At 63.8% G+C, this 3,132-nt stretch carries 4 protein-coding genes; all 4 read right to left on the bottom strand.

The genetic code is table 11. The annotated features are described in order from the left end of the window. Positions 1 to 53: 53 nt before the first annotated feature. Positions 54 to 1,262: a hypothetical protein gene (locus ACH2EH_RS21020; RefSeq protein WP_395144803.1), complete on the bottom strand. Its 1,209-nt coding sequence runs from the start codon at positions 1,260 to 1,262 to the stop codon at positions 54 to 56. Beyond that, on the bottom strand, positions 1,259 to 1,825 hold the full coding sequence (pdxT, locus tag ACH2EH_RS21015) for a pyridoxal 5'-phosphate synthase glutaminase subunit PdxT (RefSeq protein WP_395144801.1): 567 nt from the start codon (positions 1,823 to 1,825) through the stop codon (positions 1,259 to 1,261). Before pdxT ends, ACH2EH_RS21020 begins: the two co-directional genes overlap by 4 nt. Next, positions 1,815 to 2,351: an NUDIX domain-containing protein gene (locus ACH2EH_RS21010; RefSeq protein ID WP_395144799.1), complete on the bottom strand. Its 537-nt coding sequence runs from the start codon at positions 2,349 to 2,351 to the stop codon at positions 1,815 to 1,817. Before ACH2EH_RS21010 ends, pdxT begins: the two co-directional genes overlap by 11 nt. Then, positions 2,352 to 3,132 (bottom strand): pyridoxal 5'-phosphate synthase lyase subunit PdxS (pdxS, locus tag ACH2EH_RS21005; protein ID WP_395144797.1); only part of this gene is annotated, 781 nt, incomplete at its 5' end.

The raw sequence follows: 3,132 nt of genomic DNA, 5'->3' as shown, positions 1-3,132 counted from the left end.
ACGGGCTTGCCTTTCATCACTGTCAAAGCCCCCGGCTTTAGCCAGGGGATAAGTTACGGGAGGGCCTCGTAGAGCGTGAGGGTGCCGTCGGTGCGCACGAGCAGCAGAAACGCACCATCGGTAGTGGAGAGGGTTTCCTGGATGGGCGCGGCGCGGGGAAGCGCGAGCCGCCAGCGGGTCTTACCGTCGCCATCGAGTACAAAGAGCGCCCGGTCTCCATCGAGGGCCGTCACCCGCTCCCCCAGAGCGGAGAGCGCGGCCAGTCGTGGCAAGAAGAAGCGTCCGCCTTTTTCCTCGCCGCGTGGGGTACCGTCGCGGTTGAGGAGGAGCAGCCTCGCCTCGCCGCCTCGCTGGGTCTCAAGGAGATAGGTCAGAGCGATGCGCTGGCCATCGGCGGCGACGGCCACTCGTGCCTGTTTTCCTGGGATCCGTTTTTCCCAGAGGCGCATTCCCGAGTCCATGTCGTAGCCGGTGAGCTGTAGGTCTTTCTGGCTGCGCCGTGGCAGCCGTCCTGAGAGACTCACCGCAGTCGCCCCATCGGCGGAGACCTGGACATCCTGCCAGCGTGCCGGGTCGGAGTCGCCGTAGGCCCAGCCGCCGAGCCGCCGGACACCTGCGGGGAGCCAGGTGCCTGTGAGCGCTGCGGTACCGTCGGTAGAGAGCGCAAGTGTCTCGGGCAGGGCACTGATATTCCAGGTGGTGGGGGGCTGAGGGGTGAGCAGAGAGAACGCGATAATCTGGTTGGCACTGGTGCCACAGAACGCACGGCTGCCATCGGGGGTAGCCATCAGGCTCCAGAGCGTGCCCGGAAGCGCAAAGGCACTCGGCTGCCCGGTTTTGGGGTGAAGAACCCAGACCTTTTGTACTGCGGGGTTGTAAAGTGCTCCTGCCAGCACCCGCCCTCCACGTACAGCAGTGACTCGGTTTGCCAGAAGCAGTGGGGGGCTACTCCAGAGAGGCGCACCCGTCCTCGCGTCGAGAGATTGAACTTGCCTCTGGGCAGTGAGTAGCGCCACCCCGCCATCCGGAGCCAAGCTGAGTGAGAGGGGCGAGGGAAGCACTCTGCTCCAGCGTGCTTTCCAGCGGGGGCGGTTATCTCCCTGCCCTTGTGTGAGCAGAGGAAGCGGTGTCGGCGTTGGGGGCATTGTCTGTGGGGGGGGGACTGCGGGAGGGCATGGGGCACGAAGACGTCCCAGCCCGACTCCCAGCGCCAGCGCCAGCAAGCCTCCTCCCCCGAGCAGCAGTAGCCGTCGCCACATCATGCCCTCTCGATAAAAGCACGGTGTAGGCTGGGATCTTCCGTGAGCTCGGGGTGGAAAGCGGAGGCAAGGATATTTCCCTGACGCACCAGCACGACTCTGTCTTCGTAGCGGCCCAGCACTTCCACGCTCGGCCCCCACTCGCTCACGTACGGCGCACGGATGAAAACACCGGTCACGGGGCCAAGGCTTGTCTCGATACGTGCCTCAAAGGAGTCTATCTGTCGCCCGAAGGCATTTCGCGCCACGCCAATATCCAGTAGACCCAGCAGCGGCTGCCCGCCTCGTTTCTCGCCCTCGGTGATGCGTTTCGCCAGCAGAATCATCCCCGCGCACGTTCCCCAGATGGGTTTTTGAAATGCCTGAATGGCCTTATCGAGACCGAAACGAGCGAGGAGATACCCTATCGTGGTGCTCTCGCCCCCGGGCAGGATCAAGGCATCGGCTGTGGCAAGCTCGCCTGGAGTGCGCACTTCAAAGCCCTCACCGCCCGCCGCAACAATGGACTTAATATGCGCCTCGTAGTCGCCCTGGAGCGCTAGAACACCGATTCGTTTACGTATCATTGCGTCTTTTCGCTTTCCAGTCCGCGAGGGCATCCACCACATTTTGAAAGGCCAGCTCACTCGGGATGTCGCCTGGGGCAAACCAGCCCAGCTCCGCCATATCATCGGAGGCGAGCGCCTCGCCGGAAGTCTCAAGCACGCGGCACCAGTAGAAGATATTAAGCGTGTGTTCCCGTGGATCGTCGCCGTACTGGTCCATGTAGAAGCCTAAGAGCGCAATCGGCTCGACTTGCAGGCCGGTTTCCTCAAGCAGCTCGCGCACAAATCCCGCCTCGGGGTGCTCTCCGGGCTCCAGAAACCCGCCGGGCAGATCCCAGAGGCCCTTAGACGGGGCGATGGCGCGCCGCCCGAGCAGCACGCGCCCCTGGCTGTCCTCGACCACGCCGCCCGCTGTGGGCCGGGAGTTGTTCCAGTAGATAAAGCCGCAGGAGTCGCACACCCGGCGCTCCGCGTCTTTATCGGACGGGAAGCGCCGGGTGCTTAGCTCCGCTTGGCACTGGGGGCAGTAGTGGTAGTGCCGAAACATCTACCAGCCGCGCTTGTCGAAGCGCTCACCATCAGGGATCGTGCGGATATCTATGCCCACCATCGGCTCGCCCAGACCCTCCGAGACTTCGGCGAGCTTGGCGTAGTCTTTGTAGAACGTCACGGCATCCACGATGCGCTTGGCGCGCTGTGCGGGATCACCCGACTTGAAGATGCCGCTGCCCACAAAGACCGTCTCCGCGCCCAGATGCATCATCAGAGCGGCATCGGCAGGGGTCGCGACGCCACCGGCGGAGAAGTTCGGGACGGGGAGCCTGCCCGTCTTTGCCACTTCCAGCACCAGCTCGTAGGGCGCTTGCAGCTCCTTGGCCTCGTTCATCAGCTCGGCTTCGTCCATCGAGCGTATCCTGCGGATGCCGCCCATCAGCGAGCGCATGTGGCGCACGGCCTCGACCACGTTGCCCGTCCCGGCCTCGCCCTTGGTGCGGATCAGTGCTGCGCCCTCGCCGATGCGGCGTAGTGCCTCGCCAAGGTTGCGGCAGCCACAGACAAACGGGACGCTAAAGTCGTGCTTATTAATGTGAAACTGCTCGTCCGCCGGGGTCAGCACTTCGGACTCATCCACATAATCTACACCCAACGACTCTAAAATCCGCGCCTCGATAATATGCCCGATGCGCGCTTTCGCCATCACGGGGATGGTGACTGCGGCCATGATCTCCTTGATCATCTTGGGGTCGCTCATGCGCGCCACGCCCCCGTCTTTGCGGATGTCCGCCGGGACACGCTCTAGGGCCATCACGGCGACCGCGCCCGCTTCT

This window comes from Armatimonas sp. (assembly GCF_043760365.1).
In the GTDB taxonomy this organism is placed as follows: Bacteria; Armatimonadota; Armatimonadia; order Armatimonadales; family Armatimonadaceae; genus Armatimonas.
The sequence above is the reverse complement of the archived record's forward strand: the minus strand, read 5'-3'. Positions and strand labels throughout refer to the sequence as shown.